The 17,297-nt window shown below is 71.9% G+C and carries 17 protein-coding genes; 3 read left to right on the top strand and 14 right to left on the bottom strand.

The features are described 5' to 3' along the window. Nucleotides 1-119: 119 nt before the first annotated feature. The 3 genes from CNQ36_RS29440 to CNQ36_RS29430 form a co-directional block, all read right to left on the bottom strand. Nucleotides 120-1,448, bottom strand: coding sequence for a class I SAM-dependent RNA methyltransferase (locus CNQ36_RS29440; RefSeq protein WP_121548196.1), 1,329 nt, complete (start codon nt 1,446-1,448; stop codon nt 120-122). Nucleotides 1,449-1,518: 70 nt separating this feature from the next. Next, entirely contained in the window at nt 1,519-3,564 is a 2,046-nt protein-coding gene (locus tag CNQ36_RS29435; protein ID WP_121548195.1) for an APC family permease, read from the bottom strand. A gap of 276 nt (nt 3,565-3,840) precedes the next feature. Beyond that, nucleotides 3,841-4,755, bottom strand: a complete 915-nt coding sequence (locus CNQ36_RS29430; protein WP_121548194.1) for an adenosine kinase — start codon at nt 4,753-4,755, stop codon at nt 3,841-3,843. 235 nt (nt 4,756-4,990) lie between these two features. On the opposite strand from CNQ36_RS29430, the gene CNQ36_RS29425 reads away from it, so the two are divergent. Next, entirely contained in the window at nt 4,991-5,662 is a 672-nt protein-coding gene (locus CNQ36_RS29425; protein ID WP_121548193.1) for a potassium channel family protein, read from the top strand. Then, nucleotides 5,662-6,330 (top strand): potassium channel family protein, encoded by a 669-nt coding sequence (locus tag CNQ36_RS29420; RefSeq protein ID WP_040906014.1) that lies wholly within the window; start codon nt 5,662-5,664, stop codon nt 6,328-6,330. The genes CNQ36_RS29425 and CNQ36_RS29420 overlap by 1 nt, the downstream gene beginning before the upstream one ends. A gap of 122 nt (nt 6,331-6,452) precedes the next feature. On the opposite strand, the gene CNQ36_RS29415 is transcribed toward CNQ36_RS29420, so the two are convergent. The 8 genes from CNQ36_RS29415 to CNQ36_RS29380 all read right to left on the bottom strand — a co-directional run bounded on the left by CNQ36_RS29415 (nt 6,453) and on the right by CNQ36_RS29380 (nt 13,810). After that, nucleotides 6,453-7,169 (bottom strand): DUF3159 domain-containing protein, encoded by a 717-nt coding sequence (locus CNQ36_RS29415; protein ID WP_004924412.1) that lies wholly within the window; start codon nt 7,167-7,169, stop codon nt 6,453-6,455. Between the two features lie 3 nt (nt 7,170-7,172). After that, nucleotides 7,173-7,571, bottom strand: coding sequence for an OB-fold nucleic acid binding domain-containing protein (locus CNQ36_RS29410; RefSeq protein WP_004924415.1), 399 nt, complete (start codon nt 7,569-7,571; stop codon nt 7,173-7,175). 53 nt (nt 7,572-7,624) lie between these two features. Further along, nucleotides 7,625-8,305, bottom strand: coding sequence for a response regulator (locus tag CNQ36_RS29405; protein ID WP_121548192.1), 681 nt, complete (start codon nt 8,303-8,305; stop codon nt 7,625-7,627). After that, the gene (locus CNQ36_RS29400; protein ID WP_121548191.1) at nt 8,302-10,863 is read right to left on the bottom strand and encodes a sensor histidine kinase; all 2,562 of its coding nucleotides are present in this window, start codon (nt 10,861-10,863) and stop codon (nt 8,302-8,304) included. The genes CNQ36_RS29405 and CNQ36_RS29400 overlap by 4 nt, the downstream gene beginning before the upstream one ends. A gap of 126 nt (nt 10,864-10,989) precedes the next feature. Then, on the bottom strand, nt 10,990-11,682 hold the full coding sequence (locus CNQ36_RS29395) for an ABC transporter ATP-binding protein (RefSeq protein ID WP_121548190.1): 693 nt from the start codon (nt 11,680-11,682) through the stop codon (nt 10,990-10,992). A gap of 229 nt (nt 11,683-11,911) precedes the next feature. Beyond that, nucleotides 11,912-12,667 carry a DUF3710 domain-containing protein gene (locus CNQ36_RS29390; protein WP_004924428.1) on the bottom strand — a complete coding sequence of 252 codons (756 nt, stop codon included), beginning with the start codon at nt 12,665-12,667 and terminating at the stop codon, nt 11,912-11,914. Between the two features lies 1 nt (nt 12,668). Then, a complete protein-coding gene (gene dut, locus CNQ36_RS29385; RefSeq protein WP_004924431.1) occupies nt 12,669-13,229 on the bottom strand; it encodes a dUTP diphosphatase in 561 nt (186 codons plus the stop codon). Further along, nucleotides 13,226-13,810 (bottom strand): PaaI family thioesterase, encoded by a 585-nt coding sequence (locus tag CNQ36_RS29380; protein ID WP_121548189.1) that lies wholly within the window; start codon nt 13,808-13,810, stop codon nt 13,226-13,228. Before CNQ36_RS29380 ends, dut begins: the two co-directional genes overlap by 4 nt. 58 nt (nt 13,811-13,868) lie before the next feature. Between CNQ36_RS29380 and CNQ36_RS29375 the strand changes: the two genes are divergently transcribed. Further along, a complete protein-coding gene (locus tag CNQ36_RS29375) occupies nt 13,869-14,339 on the top strand; it encodes a DUF3093 domain-containing protein (protein ID WP_121548188.1) in 471 nt (156 codons plus the stop codon). Nucleotides 14,340-14,381: 42 nt separating this feature from the next. Here CNQ36_RS29375 and CNQ36_RS29370 read toward each other — a convergent pair whose 3' ends face one another. The 3 genes from CNQ36_RS29370 to CNQ36_RS29360 all read right to left on the bottom strand — a co-directional run bounded on the left by CNQ36_RS29370 (nt 14,382) and on the right by CNQ36_RS29360 (nt 17,291). Further along, nucleotides 14,382-15,341 carry a hypothetical protein gene (locus tag CNQ36_RS29370; RefSeq protein WP_121548187.1) on the bottom strand — a complete coding sequence of 320 codons (960 nt, stop codon included), beginning with the start codon at nt 15,339-15,341 and terminating at the stop codon, nt 14,382-14,384. Between the two features lie 13 nt (nt 15,342-15,354). Further along, nucleotides 15,355-15,651: a DUF4193 domain-containing protein gene (locus CNQ36_RS29365; protein WP_003993510.1), complete on the bottom strand. Its 297-nt coding sequence runs from the start codon at nt 15,649-15,651 to the stop codon at nt 15,355-15,357. A gap of 395 nt (nt 15,652-16,046) precedes the next feature. Further along, nucleotides 16,047-17,291 (bottom strand): sensor histidine kinase, encoded by a 1,245-nt coding sequence (locus tag CNQ36_RS29360; RefSeq protein WP_004924456.1) that lies wholly within the window; start codon nt 17,289-17,291, stop codon nt 16,047-16,049. Nucleotides 17,292-17,297 lie beyond the last annotated feature (6 nt).

Here is a 17,297-nt window from a genome sequence, read left to right as displayed (position 1 = left end):
GCTCGTGCAACGCCAGGTCAGGCGGCTTTCACGAGCGGTCCGCAAGCTCTACGTCGTGCGCTTTGGAGAACAGGTCGAGCGCAACAGGCCGCTCCTGATCCAGCCAAGAAAAATGCAGGTCAGAGCCCCTTTGCGGCGGGCTCCAAAATCGCCACGCACTCAACGTGCGCAGTCATCGGGAACAGGTCGAACACCCGCAGCGTCCGCACTCGGTACCCGCCGTCCCGGAAGTACGCCAGGTCACGCGCGAGCGCCGCCGGGTCGCAGGCCACGTAGGCGATCCTGCGGGCGCCCAGGGACGACAGGTGCTCCACCGTCTTGCGGCCGGCGCCGGCCCGCGGCGGGTCGAGGACGACGAGGTCGACGTCGGTGATGCCGGTGCGGGGCAGGACCGAGTCGACCTTGCCCTGCTCGATGCGGACGCGGGGGAAGTCCGCGAGGTTGTGGCGGGCGTCCTCCACCGCGCGCTTGCCGGACTCGATGCCGAGCACCGCGCCCGTCTCGCCGACCCGGTCGGCCAGCGCGCCCGCGAAGAGGCCGACGCCGCAGTACAGGTCGAGGGCCATCTCGCCCTTGCGGGGCAGCAGGCCCTGCATGACGGCGGTGACCAGGGTGTCGGCGGCCTTCGGGTGGACCTGCCAGAAGCCGCCGCCGGCGACCCGGTGGGTGCGGCCGTCGGCGCGTTCGCGGACGAAGGGGCGGCCGTGGACGCGGTGCAGCTGGCCGGAGCGCTCGTCGACGCGCATGACCGAGACGGGGCGGTCCAGTTCGACCAGGGGGAGCCGGGCGCCGGGCTTCGGGGTCAGCACGACCTGCCGGTCCTGGGAGCCGGTCGCGGCGATCGCCTCGACCGAGTCCATGCCCGTCCAGTCCCGCTTCTCGATGCCCAGCTCGCTGACACCCTCCGCGGCGATCATGCAGTGGTCGATCGGCTCGACCTCGTGCGACCGGTGCCGGCGCAGTCCCGCGCGGCCGTCGGCGGTGACGGCGTACTGCACGCGTGTGCGCCACGCCGGGACCTGGCCCGCGGGGACCTTGTCGCCCTCGGCGGGCATCACCGTGCCGTCCCAGCCGGCCTCCTCGGGGGTGAGTCCGGCGAGCCGCTGCAGCTGCTCGGCGACGACCTCGCCCTTCATGCGGCGCTGCGCGCCCGGCTTGGCGTGCTGCCAGTCGCAGCCGCCGCAGCGGCCGGGGCCAGCGAACGGACAGGGGGCGTCGATGCGGTCCTTGGAGGCGTCCAGCACCCGCACCGCGTCCGCGCGCAGGAAGCGGGCCCCCTCCTCGCCCTCGGTGACCTGCGCGACGACCCGTTCACCGGGCAGCGCGTGGCGGACGAAGAGGACCTGGCCCTCCGACGTACGGGCGATGCAGTGGCCGCCGTGGGCGACGGGGCCGATCTCGACCTCGTACTCCTCCCCCACCAGTGATTTCCTCGGTTCTGCCTGCATGGCGGGGTGACTCCACAACATCGGGTACGGGCGGGACGGGCCCTGCGGCCCGTGACAACAGCCCACCAGTCTACGTGTGCGGGGAGGAGTCCCTCGACCGCTCCTTCGGGCCCCGGCGCACCGAGCCGGGAGCGGACCAGTCCTGCCGTCTGCGGGCCCGCCTCTTGGCGGCCTCGGAGGATTCCAGCTGGTACGGCACCGAGGTCACCATGACTCCCGGTGTGAACAGCAGCCGGCCCTTGAGCCGCAGCGCGCTCTGGTTGTGCAGCAGGTGCTCGTACCAGTGGCCGACCACGTACTCGGGGATGATCACGGAGACCACGTCGCGCGGCGACTCCTTGCGCAGTCCCTTGACGTACTCGATCACCGGGCGGGTGACCTCCCGGTACGGGGAGTCGAGCACCTTGAGGGGCACCTCGATGCCGCGCCGTTCCCACTCCTCGCGCAGTGCCCTGGTCTCGGCCGGGTCCACGTTGACGCTGAGCGCCTCCAGGGTGTCGGAGCGCAGCAGCCGGGCGTAGGCGAGCGCGCGCAGCGTGGGCCGGTGGATCTTGGAGATCAGGACTACCGAGTGGACGCGGGAGGGCCGCACCGTGCCGTCGTCCGGGGTCTCGGGGGCCGCGATCTCCTCGGCGACCCGGTCGTAGTGCCTGCGGATCGCCGTCATCGTCGCGTAGAAGATGCACATGCCGAGCAGCGCGACCCAGGCGCCGTGGCTGAACTTGGTGACGAGGACGACGACCAGGACCAGGCCGGTGAAGAAGGCGCCGAAGGTGTTGATGGCCCGCGAGCGGACCATGTGGCGGCGCTTGGCCTGGTCCTTCTCGGTGGCCAGCAGCCGGTTCCAGTGGCGGACCATGCCGGTCTGGCTGAGCGTGAAGGACACGAACACGCCGACGATGTACAGCTGGATCAGCCGTGTGGAGTCGGCGCCGTAGATCCAGACCAGCAGTCCGGCGGCGCCGGCGAGCAGCACGATGCCGTTGGAGAAGGCGAGGCGGTCGCCGCGGGTGTGCAGCTGGCGGGGGAGGTAGCGGTCCTGGGCGAGGATCGAGCCCAGCAGCGGGAAGCCGTTGTACGCGGTGTTCGCGGCGAGGAACAGCACCAGCGCGGTGGCGGCGGCGAGGACCATGAACAGGAGGCTGCCGTGGCCGAAGACGGCCTCGGCGACCTGGGAGATCACCGGGTCCTGGACGTAGCCCGCGCCGAGCGGGACGCCGTTGTGGATCAGGTCGGTGGCGGGGTTCTCGGCCATACGGACGTCGGTGGCCATGGCCAGCCCGATGATGCCGCAGAACATGGTGACGGCGAGCAGGCCCATCATGGCGAGGGTGGTCGCCGCGTTGCGCGACTTGGGCTTGCGGAAGGCCGGTACGCCGTTGGAGATCGCCTCGACACCGGTGAGCGCGGCGCAGCCGGAGGAGAAGGCGCGCAGCAGCAGGAAGACCAGGGCGAAGCCGGCCAGGCCCGGGTGCTCGGGTTTGATCTCGTAGTCCGCGGTCGGCGCCCGCATGTCGTCGCCGAGCACGATGCCGCGGAACGCGCCCCAGGCGATCATGAGGCAGACGCCCGTGACGAAGACGTAGGTGGGGATCGCGAAGAAGGTGCCCGACTCCTTCACCCCGCGCAGGTTCATCAGGGTCAGCAGCACGATCACGCCGATCGCGCAGGCCACCTTGTTCTCGACGACGAAGGGGACCGCGGAGCCGAGGTTCTCGATGCCGGAGGAGATCGACACGGCGACGGTGAGGACGTAGTCGACGAGCAGGGCGCTCGCGACGGTGAGGCCGGCCCTGGGGCCGAGGTTGGTGGTGGCCACCTCGTAGTCGCCGCCGCCGCTGGGGTACTCGCGGACGTTCTGGCGGTAGGAGGCGACCACGGTGAACATCAGCACGACGACCGCGAGGGCGATCCAGGGGCTGAAGTGGTACGCCGACAGGCCCGCGATGGACAGGACCAGCAGCACCTCGCCGGGGGCGTACGCCACGGAGGAGAGCGGGTCGGAGGCGAACACGGGCAGCGCGACACGCTTCGGCAGGAGCGTTTCGCCGAGCCGGTCACTGCGCAGTGCGCGCCCGATCAGGATCCGTTTGGGCACGTCGGTCAATTTGGACACAGCAGAGGATCGTAAGCCTTCCGGCGAGGGGCGGGCCAACCACCACCCCACATCCATACGCCATCCATACGGGCTCTGCCCTCCGGGTGAAATCGGCGGGCGGCCGGGGTGCGGACCGGGCAGGCCGGGGGAGTTCCATGCCTGTATGACTGCACCCCTGGATTCCCCTTCCCCGACGGCTCCGTGGAGGTCCCGTGCACACGACCGCAGAACTGATCGGCGCGGTGGCCTCCCTCGTCGGCCTCGGCATCCTCACCGTGGCGAGCGTGCGGAGTTTCACGCGCCGCTGAGCGTCGCCGCCGCTCCGGCGAGCAGCTCCTCCGGTCCGATGGCGGCCACCCGGGTCGAGGGCACCGTGCAGGCGTACGCCCCCGCCACCGCCCCGAGCCGGGCGCAGCGCAGGGGCGGTTCGCCGCCTAGCAGGCCGTGCAGGAAGGCGGCCGCGAAGGCGTCACCGGCGCCGTTGGAGTCCACGACCGGCGCCGGGGGCTCGGCCGCGGGGACGTGTGTCAGCTCGCCGTCGGCCAGCAGGTACGCGCCCTCGGCGCCCGCGGTGGCGACGGCGACCTCGGCCCGGCCGCGTGCGACGATCGCGCGCAGGGCGGCCCCGGGGTCGGTGAGGGCGGCGGCGGAGACGAAGACGACGTCCGCCGCGAGGGCGAAGGCCTCGTGGTAGGGATTGACGCCGTCCCAGTCGTGCAGGTCGGTCGAGATCGTCACGCCGGCCTCCCGCAGCACGGGCAGGGCCTGGGCGCACGGCTGGGTGATGACGACATGGGCGTGCCGGCTGCGGGCGGCGAGGCCCCGCACGGTCTCCTCGGGCAGCCGGTCCGTCTCCGCCCAGCGGGTCGCGTCGTACAGGGAGAGCCGTCTGCCGTCGGGGCCGACGAGATTGACGGCCCGCTTGGTGCCGCACGGCCCCGGTACGGCGGTGAGCGCGATGCCGTGGTCCCGGTGCAGGGCGCGGACGAGGTCGCCCTCGTGGTCGTCGCCGATCAGGTCGAGGTGGTGGGTGCGCAGACCGAGGGCGCTGGTGCCGAGGGCGACGAAGTCGCCGCTCTGTCCCGCGCGGGTGACGATGCCCGGCTGGATCATGTGGCTGTCGGCGAGTGGCACGGGCAGCTCGGGCACGTGCACGATCGTGTCCACGCCCGCGCCTCCCAGGACGAGGACGTCGATCTCGGCGGTCATGGCGGTTCCTCTCCTTGTCCGGGCGTCGGGCGTGCCCGGACGGTGCGGATGCGTGGGACCCGGCGCGCGAAGGTGACGGCCGGACCCCGGAGGGCGTCGGCGCCGCGTTCCCCCGGCATGATGTTGCCTGGCGGCCCGCATTCAGGCCGCGTTGTTTGCCTGGCGAGCCGAAAGAGAGACATGAGCACGAAGGTCATGAAGGTCGAACGGCCTGCAGGAAGCGCGGTGTGACGCGATGCATATTGTCATCATGGGCTGCGGAAGGGTGGGTTCCGCCCTGGCTCAGACCCTGGAGGAACAGGGGCACACGGTCGCCGTGATCGACCAGGACCCCACCGCGTTCCGCCGGCTGGGCTCCTCGTTCAGCGGCCGCCGGGTCACCGGGATCGGCTTCGACCAGGACACCCTGCGTGAGGCGGGCATCGAGGACGCGGGGGCCTTCGCCGCCGTCTCCAGCGGCGACAACTCCAACATCATCGCCGCGCGGGTGGCCCGCGAGATGTTCGGCATCGAGAACGTCGCCGCCCGCATCTACGACCCCCGCCGCGCGGAGGTCTACCAGCGCCTGGGCATCCCCACCGTGGCGACCGTCCGCTGGACGGCCGACCAGATGCTGCGCCGGCTGCTCCCCTCGGGCGCCGAGCCGCTGTGGCGCGACCCCACCGGCGGGGTCCAGCTCGCCGAGGTGCACACCTCCACGGCCTGGGTGGGCCACCGGATCAGCAGGCTGCAGGACGAGACCGGTGTGCGCGTGGCCTTCCTGACCCGGCTCGGCGAGGCGATCCTGCCCAGCTCGCAGACGGTGCTGCAGGAGGGGGACCTGGTGCATGTGATGATGCGCAGCGACGAGATCGACCGGGTCGAGGCGGCGTTCGCCAAGGGTCCCGAAGAGGAGGGCGGTCACTGATGAGGGTCGCCATTGCCGGAGCCGGCGCGGTCGGCCGCTCGATCGCGGGCGAGCTGCTGGAGAACGGCCACGAGGTCCTGCTGATCGACAAGGCGCCGACCGCCATCTCGGTGGAGCGGGTGCCGCAGGCGGAGTGGCTGCTCGCCGACGCCTGCGAGATCACCTCCCTGGACGAGGCGGCGCTCCAGCGCTGCAACGTCGTCATCGCCGCCACCGGCGACGACAAGGTCAACCTGGTGGTCTCGCTGCTCGCGAAGACCGAGTACGGCGTTCCGCGCGTCGTCGCCCGGGTGAACAACCCGAAGAACGAGTGGCTGTTCAACGAGTCCTGGGGCGTGGACGTCGCCGTCTCCACCCCGCGGCTGATGTCGGCCCTGGTGGAGGAGGCGGTGAGCGTCGGCGACCTGGTCCGGCTGCTGCGCTTCAGCCACGGCGACGCCAACCTGGTCGAGCTGACCCTGCCCGAGGAGTCGGCGCTGGCCGGCACCCAGGTCGGGGACGTCCAGTGGCCGCAGGACACCTCGCTGGTCACCATCATCCGCGGCACCCGCGTCCTGACGCCGACCAGGGAGGACTCCCTGGAGGCGGGCGACGAACTCCTCTTCGTCGCCGCCCAGGCCCGCGAGGAACAACTGGAGGACCTGCTCTCCGTCCGCAAGGAGATGTAGGAACAGGGGGCGCCCAACGATCACGGGCGCCCCCTGTCAGCCCGTCCGGCGTTTGAGGACGAGGCCCCTTCAGGGCCGAAGCGGGGGCCCGGGGACGGCAGCCCCCGGAAGCCAAGGCGCGCCTACTCGGCCGCAGCCTTGCGCTCCTCCTCCGCCCGCTCCTCCGCCTCCATTTCGGCGAACACGTCGATCGGCGGCGGCGCCTTCGCCAGGAAGACCCACGTCAGATACACCGCGAGCAGGAACGGCGGGATCTTCAGCGCGATCAGCACCCAGCCCAGCTGGGTGGTGTCCGCCCACCAGTACAGCGGGAAGAGGATCGCGCTCTTGCCGAGCAGGATCAGCCCCCAGGCCCAGCTGGCCTTGGTGTACGCCTTCTTCCGGCCGGGGTTGCGGGTGCGCCAGGAGAGGTTCTCCTTGAAGACGGGGCCCAGCATCAGACCGATCAGCGGGACGCCCGCCATCGCCGTGACGATGTACGCCAGGGCCAGACCCAGGGTGTAGAGCATGCCCGGCAGGTAGAAGTCCTTGGCGTTGCCGGTCATCATCGCGAAGACCACACCGAACGCCACGCCGAAGACACCGCTGAAGGCGTGCTTGACGGTGTCCTTCCTGGCCAGCCGGACCACGACCATCACCAGCGACACGGCGAGCGCCGCGATCGCCGACATGTGCAGGTCCTTGTTGATCGTGTAGATGCTGACGAAGAGGAGTCCGGGCAGCACCGTCTCGACCATGCCCCGCACTCCGCCGAACGCCTCGAACAGGGCGGCCTCGGTCACCGCCTTGGCGTCGTCCGCGGATGTGTCTTCGGTTGTCGGCTTGTCGAGCGACGTCACCGGCTACTCCCGTCCGAGGGGTCTCAGTTCGTATTTCGGATTGAACAGCACCCGGCGGCCCCGGCTCATCGAGATCCGGCCCGATGCGATCAGCCTGCGCCCCGGTTCGATCCCCACGATGGAGCGCCTGCCGAGCCACACCACGTCGAGTGCGGCGGAACCGTCGAACAGCTCGGCCTCCAGGGCCGGGACGCCCGCGCGCGGCCGCAGCGTGACCGTGCGCAAGGTACCAGTAACCGTGACGATCTGCCGGTCACGGCAGTCGCCTATCCGCGTACAGCCGGCCGTCTCGGCGTCCTCACGCAGCTCCTCGGACTCCAGGTCCTCCTGAGACGAGGAGAGCCGGTCGAGCATGCGCCGGAACCGGCCTGCCGGCTTCTCGGATCGAGGAACAGCACTCATATCTGAAGCGTACCGGGGTGCACTGACGGTTACGTACCCCCCGCCGCCCCGGCCTACTTCTCGAAGCGGTAACCCATTCCCGGCTCGGTGATCAGGTGCTTCGGATGGGACGGATCCGCCTCCAGTTTCCGCCGCAGCTGCGCCATGTACACGCGCAGGTAGTTCGTCTCCGTGCCGTACGACGGCCCCCACACCTCACGCAGCAGCTGCTTCTGCGCCACCAGCCGGCCGCCGCCCCGCACCAGCACCTCCAGCAGGTGCCACTCGGTGGGTGTCAGCCGTACGTCCTTGCCGCCGCGGTTGACCTTCTTCGCGGCCAGGTCGACGGTGAACCCGGCGGTCTCCACCACCATGTCCGCGCCGTCCCCCGGCGGCTCCGCGCGGCGCACCGCGGCCCGCAGCCTGGCCAGCAGTTCGTCCATGCCGAAGGGCTTGGTCACGTAGTCGTCGGCGCCCGCGTCCAGCGCCTGGACCTTCTCGTCGGAGGCGTGCCGGGCGGACAGCACCAGGATCGGCACCCGGGTCCAGCCGCGCAGTTCCCTGATCACCTCGACGCCGTCCATGTCGGGCAGGCCGAGGTCGAGGACGACCACGTCGGGATGGCGGGCGCCCGCCGTGCGCAGGGCGCCGGCGCCGTCCTGGGCCGAGTCGACCTCGTACGAGCGTGCCTTGAGGTTGATCACGAGGGCGCGCACGATGGCCGGATCGTCGTCGACCACCAGCACACGGGTCATGAGGGCTGCCTTTCGGGTTCCGCGGCCGCTGGGGCCTGGGGCGTCTGCGGCCGCGCTCCCGCGGCACGCAAGGTGAGGGCCATCGTGAGGCCGCCGCCGGGGGTGTCCTCCGCGTTCAGGATGCCGCCCATGGCCTCGGCGAAGCCCCGGGCGACCGCCAGGCCGAGACCGACGCCTGCCCCGCGCGGGGCGTCACCGTGCCGCTGGAAGGGCTCGAAGATGCGGTCCTTGGCCTCGTCGGGGACGCCGGGTCCGCGGTCCACCACCCGCACCTCCACCCGGTCGGCGAGGGCGCTGGCGGCGACCAGGACGGGCAGGCCGGCGGGGCTGTACTTGACGGCGTTCTCGATCACGTTGGCCATCGCCCGCTCCAGCAGGCCCGGGTCCACGGCGACCATCGGCAGGGCCTCGGGGATGTCGAGCGCGACACTGCCCTCGGGCACCCCGCCGACCGCCATCGGCACCACCTCGTCCAGGTCGATCTCCCGGATCAGCGGGGTGACGGTGCCGGTGTGCAGCCGGGACATGTCCAGCAGGTTGCCCACCAGGTGGTCCAGCCGGTCGGCGCCGTCCTCGATGCCCTCCAGCAGCTCGGCCCGGTCCTCGGGCGACCACTCGACGTCCTCGGAGCGCAGCGAGGAGACGGCGGCCTTGATCCCGGCCAGCGGGGTGCGCAGGTCGTGGCTGACGGCGGCGAGCAGGGCGGTGCGGATGCGGTTGCCCTCGGCGAGGGCGAGCGCCCGGTCGGCCTGCTCGCGCAGCCTGCGGCGGTCCAGGACGACGGCGGCCTGCGCGGCGAACGCGGCCAGGACCCGGCGGTCCTCGGCGGGCGGCACCCGGCCGTTGAGCGCCAGCGCCATGTGGTCGCCGACCGGGACCTCCACGTCCGCGTCCTCGGGCCGTTCGACCGGGTGCCCCCGGCCCGCCCGGCCCGCACAGGTCCAGGGCTCCACGTCGCCGGCGCGTTCGAGGAGGGCGGCGGACTCCATGCCGAAGGTCTCCCGGACCCGCTCCAGCAGGTCCTCCAGGCCGGTCTCCCCGCGCAGCACGTTGCCGGCCAGGAAGGAGAGGATCTCCGACTCGGCGCGCAGCCGGGCCGCCTGGTGGGTGCGCCGGGCCGCGAGGTCGACCACGGACGCCACCGCGGCGCCGACCGCGACGAAGATCACGATGGCGACGATGTTCTTGGGATCGGAGATGGTCCAGGTGTGCAGGGGCGGGGTGTAGAAGTAGTTCAGCAGCAGGGAGCCGGCCGCCGCGGAGGCCAGCGCCGGCCAGAGCCCGCCGAGCAGGGCCGCCGCCACCGTCAGCGCCAGGAACAGCAGCATGTCGTTGGCGAGACCGAGGTCCACCGTGCTGAGCAGCAGCGCCACCCCCGCGGGGCCGGCCACGCCGACGGCCCAGCCCCAGGCCAGCCGGGACCGCCCCAGCCGGGCGCCGCGGGCGCCGGGCAGTCCGCGCCCCTTGGCGACCTCCTCGTGGGTGACGATGTGCACGTCCAGGTCGGGCCCGGAGTCCCGGGCGACGGTCGCGCCGACGCCGGGGCCGAAGACGTACTGCCAGGCCGGGCGGCGGGAGGAGCCGAGCACGATCTGGGTGGCGTTGGCCCCGCGGGCGAACGCCAGCAGCGCCGCCGGGATGTCGTCGCCGACGACGTGGTGGAAGGTGCCGCCGAGGTTCTCCACCAGGGTGCGCTGTTCGACCAGTTCCCGCGGGGAGGCGGCGGTGAGGCCGTCGCTGCGGGAGATGTAGACGGCGAGCAGCTCTCCGCCGGCGCCCTTCTCGGCCAGCCGGGCCGCCCGGCGCAGCAGGGTGCGGCCCTCGGGCCCGCCGGTCAGGCCGACCACGATCCGCTCGCGCGAACCCCATATGGCGGAGACCTCGTGCTCGCTGCGGTAGCGCTGGAGGTGCTCGTCGACCCGGTCGGCCACCCACAGCAGCGCCAGCTCCCGGAGCGCGGTGAGGTTGCCGGGGCGGAAGTAGTTCGACAGGGCGGCGTCGACCATGTCCGGCTGGTAGATGTTGCCGTGCGCCATGCGGCGGCGCAGCGCCTCGGGCGTCATGTCGACCAGTTCGACCTGGTCGGCCCGCCGCACCACCTCGTCCGGCACGGTCTCCCGCTCCCGTACGCCGGTGATCGACTCGACGACGTCTCCCAGCGACTCCAGGTGCTGGATGTTGACGGTCGAGAGCACGTCGATCCCGGCGGCCAGCAGCTCCTCCACGTCCTGCCAGCGCCTGGCGTTGCGGGAGCCTGGCGCGTTGATGTGGGCGAGCTCGTCGACCACGGCCACTTCGGGGCGGCGGGCGAGGACGGCGTCGAGGTCCATCTCGGGCGCGACGGTCCCCGCGTGACCGGTCCGGCCGGTCTCCCGGTGCGGGATCAGCTCCAGTCCCCGCAGCAGGGCCTCGGTTCTGGGCCGGCCGTGCGGTTCGGCGAAGGCCACCACGCAGTCGGTGCCGCGTTCGGCCCGCCGGTGGGCCTCGGAGAGCATCGCGTACGTCTTGCCGACGCCCGGCGCCGCGCCGAGATGGATCCGAAGCTTGCCGCGTCCCATGGCCTCATTGTCTTCCGGTCACCCTTGTCACGCGGTTCGACCATACGGCCGTCATCTGCGGCGGGAGGACGCCGGGCGGGTGCGCGGCGGCTCCTTGACGGAACTCTGACGCGCCGGACGGGGAGGTCAGTGCTCGGTGATCTCGCCGTCGCTCAGCTCCAGGACGCGATCGGCGAGGTCGAGCAGGGTGGTGTCGTGCGTGGCGACCAGGGCGGTGACGTGCTCGCTGCGGACGACCGCGCGGAGCAGTTCCATCACGGCGTGGCCGGTCTCGGCGTCCAGCTGGCCGGTCGGCTCGTCGGCGATGAGGAGGGCGGGGCTGTTGGCGAGGGCGCGGGCGATGGCGACCCGCTGCTGCTGGCCGCCGGACATCTCGCCGGGCCGCTGGGCCGCGTGGTCGGCGAGGCCGACCAGGGACAGCAGCAGGCCGACGCGTTCCTCGCGCTCGCGCGGGTCGGCGCGGCGCAGCCGCAGCGGGACGCCGACGTTCTCGGCCGCGGAGAGGATGGGGATGAGTCCGAAGGACTGGAAGACGAAGCCGACGTGGTCCCGGCGCAGGGCGAGCAGCCCGTCCTCGTCGAGGGCGGCGAGGTCGCGTCCGTCGACGGCGACCCGCCCCCGGTCGGGGGCGTCGAGGCCGCCGACGATGTTCAGCAGGGTGGTCTTGCCGGATCCGGAACGGCCCTTGAGGGCGACGAGTTCGCCCCGCGGGACCTCGAAGGAGACACCGCGCAGCGCGTGCACCGCGGCGGCTCCGGTGCCGTAGGACTTGTGCACGTCCTCGACGCGCACCATGGTCTCGGTGATCACCCGACTCATCCGACTCCCCTCCCCCGTGAACCGCCCGCCAGTATCCCCGCCCACCCCCCACCAATCAACGCCCACCCTTCCCCGCCCCGCCTCCGCGATCCGCGGGCAGTCGTGCCGCTGGGGCGGCACGGGTGGGCGCGACGGCACCCCGCGAGCGCCGGTCAGCGCGACCCCTCCCCCGGGTACGCCAAGGGGCCGCCCCCTTCCAGGGTGCGGCCCCTTGAAGCAGCGCGCCCGCTCAGCGCACCTCGGTGATCTCCGGCCCACGCTGCAGCTGGCCCATGCCACCGGCGAACCGTGACCCGCCCTCCTCCTGCTGCACGTTCTCGGGCACCATCTGCGCGTCGTTGGGCAGCTCCAGCACGATCGGGTCACGCGGGGCCATCGGCCCCTCCCCGCGCACCACCACCGTGTCCCGGAAGATCTGCTCCAGCAGCCCGGCCGCCTGCGGCTGCACCGCCCCCTGCCCGGAGATCACCCCGCGCAGGAACCAGCGGGGCCCGTCCACACCGACGAACCGCACGACCTGGAAGCCGCCCGTGCCGTCCGGCAGCTGCACCGGCACCTGGGCCCGCAGCTCCCAGCCCAGCGGGCCCTCGACCTCGTCGATGATGCCGCCCTGCTGGGTGATGCCGGAGGCGATCTCCTCGCGCACCTCGCCCCAGATGCCCTCGCGCTTGGGCGCGGCGAAGGCCTGCAGCTGGATGGCGCTGTCGCGCAGCACGACGGTGGCCGCGACGATCGCGTCGCCCGCGACCTCCACCCGCAGCTCCATGCCGTCGACTCCGGGCACGAACAGGCCGCCCAGATCGACCCGGCCCTCGCCGGGCTCACCTACCTCGGTGCTGTCCCAGGGCCCGTCGGGCCGCGGCGCCGGCTCGAGCCTCAGCCGCTCGGCCTCCTGGTCCGCCTCAGCGTCGACACCGTCGACGACCTGCTCGGCCTCGCCGGCCGCACCGTCGGCGGCATCCTTCTTCTTGCGACGTCCGAACACGTCACTGTCCTTCCCGGTCGGATACGACCGAAGCGTATCGATTCCCACCCGCTGTACCGCCCGTGGCGGCCTGAACGCTTGTGCCGCTCTTACCTTCCACCGCCGCATGGCCGCCGGTGGACCCGAAGCCCCCCTCGGCCCGCGCCGAGGCGGGAAGCTCCGCGACCGGCACGAAGCGGACCCTCTCGACCTGCTGGACGACCAGTTGGGCAATCCGGTCGAAGCGCTCGAACCGCACCGTCCCGCGCGGGTCGAGATTCACCACGATCACCTTGATCTCCCCACGGTACCCGGCATCAACCGTCCCCGGGGCATTCACCAGGGCGACGCCGCAGCGGGCGGCAAGACCGGATCGCGGGTGCACGAAGGCCGCGTACCCCTCGGGCAGCGCCACAGACACCCCGGTGGGCAGTACGGCCCGCTCGCCCGGAGCGAGTTCGCAGGCCTCGGTGGTCCGCAGATCGGCCCCCGCGTCGCCGGGGTGCTCGTACGCCGGAAGCGGTACGTCGGGGTCGACGCGCCTGATCAGCACCTCGAGCGCGCCGGAGCGGGGCCCGCTCACGGGTTCACCTCGAAGGCGCGGGCCCGCCGGACCTGGTCGGGGTCGCTCATCGCGGCCTGGATCTCCTCCTCGCGGCCGTGGTCGATGAAGTGGTCGACCTTGACCTCGATGAAGAGGGCGTCGGCACGGACCGCGACCGGCCCCCCGGGGCCGCCGATCCGTCCGGTGGCGGTGCAGTAGATCTTCCGTCCGGCCACCGCGGTGACCTCGGCCTCCAGGTGCAGCACGGTGCCGACCGGCACCGGCTGGACGAAGTCGGTCTCCAGCCTGCCGGTCACCGCGATCGTGCGCAGCAGCCAGTTGAGCGAGCCGAGCGCCTCGTCCAGGGCGGTGGCGAGCACCCCGCCGTGCGCGAGTCCGGGGGCGCCCTGGTGGGCGGCCTGCACCGTGAACTCGGCGGTGATCGACACGCCTTCGCCCGCGCGGGCCTCGAGATGCAGCCCGTGGGGCTGTTCTCCGCCGCAGCCGAAGCACTGGCCGTAGTGCGCGCCGAGGGGCTCGCCGGGTGCGGGGGCGTCGGGGTGGCGCACCGGTTTCACGGCGTCGGCCGGGGGCTGAAGAGCTGCGGAAGTACCACTCACAGGCGCAGACCTTACCCGCGCGTCGGTGTCGTTCCGACACCGTGCCAAGCTTGGATTCATGCAGCTCTCCGCCACCCCGTACGAAGAACGCCTCACCGCGCCCCGCTCCTGGTGGCTGATCTCCTTCCTGGTGGGTGTCTCCTTCGCGCTGATCCTGTTGCCGTTCGGCACGCTGCCCATGCTGGGCGGGCTGGCCGGCGGCACCGCCGCGGCGGCCGTCGTGGCCAGTTCCTACGGCTCGGTGCGCATCCGGGTCGTGGGCGGTCATCTGATCGCGGGCGAGGCGAAGATCCCGGTGGCGGCGCTGGGCGACGCGGAGATCCTGGACGCCGAGGAGGCCCGGGCCTGGCGCACGTACAAGGCCGACCCGCGCTCCTTCATGCTGCTGCGGTCCTACATCCCCGGCGCGCTGCGGGTGGACGTCACGGACCCGGCGGACCCGACTCCGTACCTCTTCCTGTCGACGCGTGAGCCGGAGCGGCTGGCGCAGGCGCTGCGGGCGGCCAGGGACGCGGCGGAGGCCGCGTAGGGCCGGGAGCACGGACGGGAGACGGCCGCCCCGGCGGGCGTCTCACGGGGCTTGGCGCCCGTCGCCCTTCCTCGGGTGGCCGCCCAGCTCCTTGAGGGCGTCCTCGGGGAGGGAGTCCTCGGGAAGGACGTTCGCTGGGCGCTCCAGGGCGGGAAGCTCCGGCAGGGCGTCCCAGGGCACCTGGATTCTCCGCAGGTCGTCCCGGATGCGGGTGGCGAGCTTCGTGGTGTCCCGGCGGTTCATCACGGCGCCCACGGCGGCACCCACCAGGAAGGGCATGAGGTTCGGCAGATTGCGGACCGTCCGCTTCATGATCCGCTGGCGCAGTTCGCGCTTCATGCGGGTGTTCAGGGCGGCGCTCACGGTCGAGGGTCTGGTCGCCTCGACGCCGCGCTCCTCCGACCAGGAGTTCAGGTAGACGGTGCTGCGCCGGCTGAGCCCGCCGGCCGGCCGTACGCCGTAGACCTCGTGGAGTTCGGCGATCAGCTTCAGCTCGATCGCGGCGACGCCGGTGATCTCGGCGGCCAGCTCCGTCGGCATCGCGGGCGGCACGGGCATCATGGCGGCCGCGCCGACGCCGGCCCCGACCGTCGCCGTGGCCTTCGCGGCACCGGCGACGAGCTTGTCCGCGAGCTCCTCGGGACCGTGCCCGGGGAACTGCCGGCGCAGGGTCTCGAGGTCGCGTACGGGCACACGAGGGGCGATCTCGATGATCCGGTCCGCGAGGTGCGCCAGCCCCGCGCGGGCGCGCGCACCGCCCTTGCGGGCGCCTTCCCGGGCCTTCTCACGGAACGCGGCGGCCCGCCGGTGCGCCACGGGCGCGGTGACCCCCGGGGACGCCGGGAGGTCACCCCGGCCGGCTGCCGCTTCGAGCGAGGCCGCCCCGGTACCGGTTGAGCCCCGCTCTGGTTCACGCGTGTCGTGCTGCGGGCCCTGCTGGGGCCCTTGGTCCGCTCCCCTGGTGAAGAAGCGGCGCTTCCGCGGAGGGGTCGAGCCAGTCACGGCCGACCCCGCCTCAGTCGCAGTCGCGGCAGATCGGCTGGCCGTTCTTCTCGCGGGCCAGCTGGCTGCGGTGGTGGACCAGGAAGCAGCTCATGCAGGTGAACTCGTCCTGCTGCTTGGGCAGAACCCGGACGGCCAGCTCCTCGTTCGAGAGGTCCGCGCCGGGCAGTTCCAGGCCTTCGGCGGCCTCGAACTCGTCGACGTCCACGGCCGAGGCGGACTTGTCGTTCCGCCGGGCCTTCAGCTCTTCCAAGCTGTCCGAATCGACGTCGTCATCGGTCTTGCGTGGTGTGTCGTAGTCGGTTGCCATGTGTCGCTCTCCCCCTCTGGGTGTATGCGGTGTCTCCAGCGCACGTAACGCGTGAGAGGCCGGACTTGTGCCCGACCTGAGGCGGAGATTTTGCCTCACATCAAGGTCTGTTACTCAATCGACACCCAACCGGACTCCTCACGAGTGATCGGCTTGGATGGCGATGGGGACCGTACACGGTCGGGATGCCGCACATCAAAGGCACCTCACCGTGTACTTCCCGTGATCAGGGCCCCCGAAAACCGGGACTTTCCCGACGATTCACAGGCATCCATGATCACGGAGAGTGGATGGCCGGGAAATCGCCCTTGTGATCGATCACACACGGGGAAGCCGGAGTGGCGCCCCGAAAATTCGGCTCAAAGCGAACACCCCGTTGTGTCGGGGGCATGATCTCAGATCGGAAGGGTGACGCGCATCACGAGCCCTCCCCCTTCGCGCGGCTGTGCGTAGATGTGCCCGCCGTGCGCCCGCGCGACCGATCGCACGATCGACAGACCGAGTCCGACGCCCTTGTCGCTGCCCGTGCGTTCGGTGCGCAGCCGCCGGAACGGCTCGAAGAGATTGTCGATCTCGTACGCCGGCACCACCGGACCGGTGTTGGACACCACCAGGACCGCCTGACCGTGCTGCACGTCGGTGGTGACCTCGACCCAGCCGTCCTCGGGGACGTTGTACCGCACGGCGTTCTGCACCAGGTTCAGCGCGATCCGCTCCAGCAGCACGCCGTTGCCCTGGACCACCGCCTGACGGCGCTCGCCGCGGATCACCACGCCCTTGGCCTCCGCCTCGCCGTGCACCTGGTCGATGGCCTGGGTGGCGACCTCGGCGAGGTCCACGGGCTTGCGCTCCACGATCTGGTTGTCGCTGCGGGCGAGCAGCAGCAGGCCCTCCACGAGCTGCTCGCTGCGCTCGTTGGTGGCCAGGAGCGTCTTGCCGAGCTGCTGCAGCTCCACCGGCGCCCCCGGATCGGAGAGATGCACCTCCAGGAGCGTGCGGTTGATCGCCAGCGGGGTGCGCAGCTCGTGGGAGGCGTTGCCCACGAAGCGCTGCTGCGCGGTGAACGCCCGCTGGAGCCGCTCCAGCATGTCGTCGAAGGTGTCGGCCAGCTCCTTCAGCTCGTCGTCCGGGCCGTCCAGCTCGATACGGCGGGAGAGGTCCGAGCCGGCCACCGCGCGGGCCGTGCGGGTGATCCGGCCCAGCGGCGACAGGACACGGCCGGCCATGGCGTAGCCGAAGGCGAAGGCGATGATCGCGAGGCCCAGGAGCGCGCCCAGGGAACGGCTCAGCAGATCGTCGAGCGCGTGCTGCCGCTGGACCGCGTTGCACTGCTTGAGCATGTCGTTGAGCTGGCCGTTGGTGGTCGCGCTGTCCAGCTGCGGACAGGTCTGGCTGCTGATGTCGATGTTGGTGCCGGTCACCTGGAAGGACTGGCCGCCGCCACCGTCATGGAGCGCCTGGGCGGCCAGCAGGTAGATGATCGACAGCAGCAGGATCCCGGCGATCAGGAACATGCCGCCGTACAGCAGCGTGAGACGTATGCGGATGGTGGGACGCAGCCACGGGAAGGGCGGGTCGGCCTTCCTCGGGTCCCAGGTGGGCTTGGGGGGCGCCGTGGGGGGCGCGGGTGTGGCGGCCATCGTTCA

Source organism: Streptomyces fungicidicus (assembly GCF_003665435.1).
Classification (GTDB): domain Bacteria; phylum Actinomycetota; class Actinomycetes; order Streptomycetales; family Streptomycetaceae; genus Streptomyces; species Streptomyces fungicidicus.
This window is presented reverse-complemented; position numbering and strand designations above follow the sequence as displayed.

Excerpts from the sequence above, each read along its gene's own strand:
- CNQ36_RS29360 (WP_004924456.1), bottom strand. The coding sequence starts at position 17,291 with ATGGCCGCCACACCCGCGCCCCCCACGGCGCCCCCCAAGCCCACCTGG.
- CNQ36_RS29430 (WP_121548194.1), bottom strand. The coding sequence starts at position 4,755 with ATGACCGCCGAGATCGACGTCCTCGTCCTGGGAGGCGCGGGCGTGGAC.
- CNQ36_RS29420 (WP_040906014.1), top strand. The coding sequence starts at position 5,662 with ATGAGGGTCGCCATTGCCGGAGCCGGCGCGGTCGGCCGCTCGATCGCG.
- CNQ36_RS29440 (WP_121548196.1), bottom strand. The coding sequence starts at position 1,448 with ATGCAGGCAGAACCGAGGAAATCACTGGTGGGGGAGGAGTACGAGGTC.
- CNQ36_RS29395 (WP_121548190.1), bottom strand. The coding sequence starts at position 11,682 with ATGAGTCGGGTGATCACCGAGACCATGGTGCGCGTCGAGGACGTGCAC.
- CNQ36_RS29365 (WP_003993510.1), bottom strand. The coding sequence starts at position 15,651 with ATGGCAACCGACTACGACACACCACGCAAGACCGATGACGACGTCGAT.
- CNQ36_RS29375 (WP_121548188.1), top strand. The coding sequence starts at position 13,869 with ATGCAGCTCTCCGCCACCCCGTACGAAGAACGCCTCACCGCGCCCCGC.
- CNQ36_RS29410 (WP_004924415.1), bottom strand. The coding sequence starts at position 7,571 with ATGAGTGCTGTTCCTCGATCCGAGAAGCCGGCAGGCCGGTTCCGGCGC.
- CNQ36_RS29405 (WP_121548192.1), bottom strand. The coding sequence starts at position 8,305 with ATGACCCGTGTGCTGGTGGTCGACGACGATCCGGCCATCGTGCGCGCC.
- CNQ36_RS29425 (WP_121548193.1), top strand. The coding sequence starts at position 4,991 with ATGCATATTGTCATCATGGGCTGCGGAAGGGTGGGTTCCGCCCTGGCT.
- CNQ36_RS29400 (WP_121548191.1), bottom strand. The coding sequence starts at position 10,863 with ATGGGACGCGGCAAGCTTCGGATCCATCTCGGCGCGGCGCCGGGCGTC.